This window comes from Ferruginibacter sp. (assembly GCF_031430955.1).
Taxonomy (GTDB): domain Bacteria; phylum Bacteroidota; class Bacteroidia; order Chitinophagales; family Chitinophagaceae; genus Ferruginibacter.
Genome location: NZ_JANPCM010000150.1, coordinates 1 through 5,368, shown reverse-complemented (window position 1 = coordinate 5,368; position 5,368 = coordinate 1). Strand labels below are relative to the sequence as shown.

Genomic DNA, 5,368 nt, shown 5'->3' with positions numbered 1-5,368 from the left:
TTTACCAGTACCTGAAAAACCGGATATGAAACTGGACACTTCATCTTATTCAATATTTTCCGGGGTGGGCAAATACCGGCTGCGAACAATTTTGTACATTGCTTTTTTTTGGACGGGGATAGATATAGTTGTTACACTTTTATTAAAAGATGGTAATACTAACAGCCCTTTTCAATCTATAGTTTTAAGGGAGCTGGCAGTTTTTTTAATGAGCTGCATAATGGGCTACCTGTTTGTATTTACCCTTAAGAATGCGTTGCGTAATAAACCGCCTTTTGTTAATTTTATTTTTAAAAGTATTGTACTGCTGGCAGCAGCTTTTATAATGAATTTTTTAGTTCATTTTTTGGATACCATTTTTATTTTAGGTAAAAGCTCCGGCGAAGCTTTTCAATATTTTATAAAAGAAATAACGGAAACTAAATGGCTGATACAAAAATTATTGTACTGGCTTATCCTTTTTGTAATTACACAATTGTATATTGAAATAAACGAAAAATATTCTCCCGGTGTTTTTGTGGATATTTTAAGGGGTAAATACATGCAGCCCAAAATTGAAAAAAGGATTATCATGTTTATCGACCTTAAAGATTCTACACCTATTGCCGAAAAATTAGGGCACGTAGAATATTTTAAATTCATCCGCAATTTTATTTTTCATGTTTCCATGGCATTGATAGAGCATGATGGAAGGATTTACCAGTACGTGGGTGACGAAATTGTGGTATCGTGGCTTTTTGAAACTAAAAATACACGTAAATGCATGGCCGCAATTATTGATGCCCGGAAAAATCTGCAAAAGAATGGAGAAGAATTCCGCAGGAGCTTTGGCATTATTCCCGAGTTTAGGGTGGGCATACACATGGGGGATGTAACAGTAGGGGAGATTGGTGTAATAAAAAAAGATCTGGCCATGAGCGGCGATACTATGAATACTACAGCAAGGATACGCAGCGCCTGCAACGAACTGAATCATAAATTTATAATGTCGAAAGATTTTATGGACAGCAGCGATCTTAAAGAATGGCAGGGCGAAAGCCTTGGCATTGTAGATTTAAAAGGTAAGGCCAATGGGATAGAATTATTTTCGCTTAAGGTGTAGCAGAAAATATATTCAACTATTTAGAAAAGTAGTATTAATCCTTATCACTAATTTCAATGCAGCAAATCACATGCGGAAGAAAATACAATATGGTGTAAAAAAACTTTCTGCTGCCATTGCCTTGCTTTCTGCCGAACTCTTTATTTTATTTGTACTTTTTTTTATTTCACTGGCATCACTTATCGTCATAATAAGAAAAATATTTTATCAGAAGGAAAATACTTTAGATGATAAAGTTTTCAATAATCTATCCGGGCATGTAAGCAGTGCCAATACTGCTGTTATGCAGGTGTTTAGTTTTTTAGGCTCTCCCCAGTTTCTTATTCCTGCCTTCCTTGTATTTTTTACTGTTATTTTTTTAAGTTACAAAACAAAATGGTATTTTATAAAAGTAGTGACAGTAGCAGTAAGTAATTTGCTTTTAATGTTTGGACTAAAGTTTTTTTTTAACCGGCCACGACCGCTTATCCCGCTTTTAAAAGAAGTGCCCGGTTTAAGTTTCCCCAGTGGCCATGCTTTTATGAGCCTTACATTTTTCGGGCTTATCATTTACTTTGTTTACCATGATGTTGCCAATAAATGGATAAAATGGACTGTTATTATTTTTTTGATGTGCATAATATTTTTGGTGGGTTTAAGCCGTGTGTATTTAAGGGTGCATTACGCCAGCGATGTAATTGCAGGTTTTTGTTTTGGCATTTTATCGCTGGTAATTTTATTTTTAATGCTGCGGCAGATAGAAAAATTTAATGCTAAAAAAATGCCGGATAATTTAAGTGAGGTAAAAAATATTTAGGTTGAAGGTTAAAAAATTTGGGTTAATAATTTTTAACTGTATTGAAGTTCGTTTGCAATTATTTTAAATAGTAACAATTTTATCAATTTTTAAGTAGCTTTTTTTTGGGGAAACTTACATTAGTATAGTAAGCATACGCTGCCGGTTAAAAACCAGGCAGCGGCGAATTGCGGAAGCGGTGAACAAGGCGATGCACCCACGGGGGCGGAGGGATTTTTTTTTGGGTTACCAGCGGTTGAAATTCTATTAAACATTCTTGCGTCGCACTCTTGTACGGCATAAGTTTATTGAGCTTTTATCTAAGCGGATATGTTTAGTGGAAACGCTAACCAGGGCGGAGGGGGCGGAAGCCATAATGATATTAAAACTACACTCCGGCACCTTCATACAGGCAACAAAGATTTGTTAAAAATAATCAGCCCATTAGATGATTTAACCTTAACCTGAATTGTATTTGCGCTACTCCAAAACAGTAGCGTCTTTTTTGCAAAAGAATTAAAAAAGAAGTCAGGTTCAATTATTCTTTTCTGCATCAACGTTTCAGTGTCCTTATATTTTTTCTTGTATGCTCTTCTCAGTTCACTTGCAGTTAGAGCCATCGCAACCATCTTTCCACCGAGCAACTGATTGTAAGGAGGTATTGCACCCAAGCGTTGTGCTTGCATGGATTTATTCACCCACAAATCCAAAGTTTCATTTGGTATTTGCAAGTAATTATCACGGATAGACATTTTTAAAACAGGACTTTGCAAACCAATCAAACCAAACAGAGCATTGTGAGTTTTAACCCACAACAGGAAACGCATTTGTCGGCCATAAGCCCGTTGATACGGAACACTCCACCAAACAAGATTCCACCAACGATAAATTTTATGTTCCTCAGTTCCTTCCTCAATCATTCGGAACTCCAATTCTATTTCCGAAGGATTTAAATCTTTTCCATTAACCAAATATTTTCTGACAGTTTCAAAACCTTCCTCAACAAAATTCTTTTGTAAATTAATTTGTTCCTTCTTTGAAAAATCATGTATCTGCCGATAAGTTTCTTTGTTGAATTGCAACGGCTCAACATGTCCATTGACTGAAAAGCCCTGGAGATTTAAACTGTCAATGATTTTGCTTCGTAAAGCTGTTGCAGTCATAAAAAATGTTTTTGCAAAATTGTCTACATAGGTAATTAAAAAAGGAACTGTAAAGTTGTTGCAGGATTACTAAACAAAAAGTGTCCGCTTTTTTGAGAATGAGTCATTTTAGCCGACACTGCAAAATTTTGTTTTATCGTTTTATTGCGAAGTATAATTGTAAAAAATCTTCAGCAGGTTTTTTTCTCCCGGCACAGTTTCTAAAAAAAAGGCTTTGCGGTTTTTGCCATCAATAATTTCAAACACGGCTGTGTTGGGGGGAATACTACCCAGGTTTTCTCCGGTAAACAAAATAGTATTGGCACCGGGGCTTAAGGTAACCGTAATAAATTGTGGCCGTTTTTTTATAAGCAGATTTTTGGCAATTGATTTATTATTGATGCTGATAGAAATAGTGTCGCCATCTTCCACAGCATCATCCCACACTGCTAATGTAATTTGCTTTGCTTTAGAGGTGATGCTCCCCACTAATTTTTCATTGGTTTGCAAAGGCGGTTCTCCTGAGCCGGGGTAGCTGTAGGGCTGAAACGAATTTATTTTTTCTTTATCCTGCATAAGGATAACTTTTGCAGCTACAAAGTAAGCGCCACTGTCGTTGGGGTTATTGAAATTTATATTGAATTTATTTTTGTCAAATTCGCAACGCAGCGTAGCTTTATTGGAAGGATTGCTTACTGAGTAATCGGCAAAAAATGCCAGCACATTACTGCCGGGTTCAATCATTATTTCTTCCCTGCGTTCCTTTTTTGTTAGCACCCATTGATCAAATAAGGTACGGCCATTAAACACTGCCGAGGCCATATCGGTTTTATTAATTGTGGCTGCACTGAAGCTGCCATAACGTGTGGTTACATAAGCCGTATCAACCAAACCAAAATAAACGGGAGATCGGGAAGGGTTGAGGATTTTATCGGTGAAGGCATCTTTCCACGGTGTGTTACTTATACGGGTAAACGCTAAATTACCGGATAAAATAATTTTTTGAAGGGCAGCAGCGGCGCTATCTGTATGAGTGGGGCTGCTTTGTTTTAAAGGCAGTCGGTTAATGGTTAAACTGGGTTGTTCTTTTGTATTGCGCCTTAAATCAAAACTGCCGTTAAGCGGCAGCATATCTAAATGAAAAGGTTTTTCTTCTGCAGCAAATTTATTTTTACTTATGGCCAACTGCCACGCATTTTTTTTTACCAACAGCAGTTGATATACACCGTAAAAAGCGCTGCTTTTTATGGTGATGGCAGCAGGGTAGAGCATGCTTTTTTCAGCAGCACCAATTTTTAACTCTATAACAACGGATGTATTGCCTGCTGCAGTTTGCATTTGCCAAATACCTGTAAACACATCTGTTTGCGCCCATGCAGGAGCACATTGCAAAACAAATAATATAAGAACCAAACGGATTGGCATGGAGTTGATATTGACTGTAAGATAGAGCTTATTGATTTGCATTTTATGAACGGGGAAGTAAAAATTGTAAATAAACAGAGCTTACATAATCCTTTTTGTTACCCCAAATTGTTTCGGCGGAACAGGAAAAAATATTTAGAACGGCAATAGTTAAAAACTAAACCTGCGTGGAAATAGTTTTACCTTTTCGGCCAATCTTGTTAAGAATATTTAAATTATGAAACTTCCAATTCCTGTTCACTCTTCCTGGGAGTCCCGATTTATCGGTAGGGGTGAGGTCTTTACAACGTTTAAATTAATGAGCCAATGAAACAATGATAGATTGCATGTGGAATATTTATTGTTCGCTGTCGCTTGTATCAGCAACTGTAAATTAATCACAAGACGAGTATTACTTTTTTACCAAGCCAAATATAAAGTATCAGTAAATTATTTACGCAGCAATGTTTATTTAAAAAATAAATGTTTATATTACAACAACTAAATACTCATTAATTATGGCAACAAAAAAAACATCTAAACCAGCTGCTAAAAAAGCAGCAGCAAAAAAGGCTCCTGCAAAAAAAGCGGCCAAGAAAGCAGCCCCTGCAAAAAAAGCTGTAAAAAAAGCAGCGCCAAAAAAGGCAGCAAAAAAACCGGCTTTAAAAAAAGCTATTTTAAAACCCGTGATTCCAAGTTCTTAAAAGGGCTACATTATTTTTCATCTGCTTCTGTAGCATCTGCTGCAGGAGCAGTTTTTTTTTGTTCCACTTCAGTTGAAAGAGTGTCTGCTGTAACCAAAGGCAGCTCTTCTGTTATCACTTCTTCAATTGTTGCTGTAAATGCAGCATCATCTGCGGCTACTGGTGATGTATAGTTTGGTGGCATAGGCTTTGTAAGCTTAGCTATCACTAACTTTTCCAGCCGGTGATGCAGTGGTACCAG

Annotated in this window: 6 protein-coding genes; 3 read left to right on the top strand and 3 right to left on the bottom strand. The window is 36.7% G+C overall.

Going from position 1 to position 5,368, the window contains the following annotated elements; translation table 11 throughout:
• Together ACY65O_RS04070 and ACY65O_RS04065 are read left to right on the top strand one after the other, a co-directional pair.
• Window positions 1–1,102: adenylate/guanylate cyclase domain-containing protein (locus tag ACY65O_RS04070; protein ID WP_462219570.1), on the top strand; the 1,102-nt coding region annotated here is incomplete at its 5' end.
• Window positions 1,103–1,172: 70 nt separating this feature from the next.
• A complete protein-coding gene (locus tag ACY65O_RS04065; RefSeq protein WP_462219569.1) occupies window positions 1,173–1,898 on the top strand; it encodes a phosphatase PAP2 family protein in 726 nt (241 codons plus the stop codon).
• 383 nt (window positions 1,899–2,281) lie between these two features.
• Here the strand turns inward: ACY65O_RS04065 and ACY65O_RS04060 are convergent, their stop codons facing one another.
• A complete protein-coding gene (locus ACY65O_RS04060) occupies window positions 2,282–3,040 on the bottom strand; it encodes a Druantia anti-phage system protein DruA (RefSeq protein ID WP_462219568.1) in 759 nt (252 codons plus the stop codon).
• Between the two features lie 141 nt (window positions 3,041–3,181).
• The gene (locus ACY65O_RS04055; protein WP_462219567.1) at window positions 3,182–4,444 is read right to left on the bottom strand and encodes a hypothetical protein; all 1,263 of its coding nucleotides are present in this window, start codon (window positions 4,442–4,444) and stop codon (window positions 3,182–3,184) included.
• A gap of 497 nt (window positions 4,445–4,941) precedes the next feature.
• Here ACY65O_RS04055 and ACY65O_RS04050 point away from each other — a divergent pair, with 497 nt between their 5' ends.
• Complete coding sequence (locus ACY65O_RS04050) at window positions 4,942–5,127, top strand: hypothetical protein (RefSeq protein WP_462219566.1); 186 nt, start codon at window positions 4,942–4,944, stop codon at window positions 5,125–5,127.
• A gap of 10 nt (window positions 5,128–5,137) precedes the next feature.
• Here ACY65O_RS04050 and ACY65O_RS04045 read toward each other — a convergent pair.
• Window positions 5,138–5,368: hypothetical protein (locus ACY65O_RS04045; RefSeq protein WP_462219565.1), on the bottom strand; the 231-nt coding region annotated here is incomplete at its 5' end.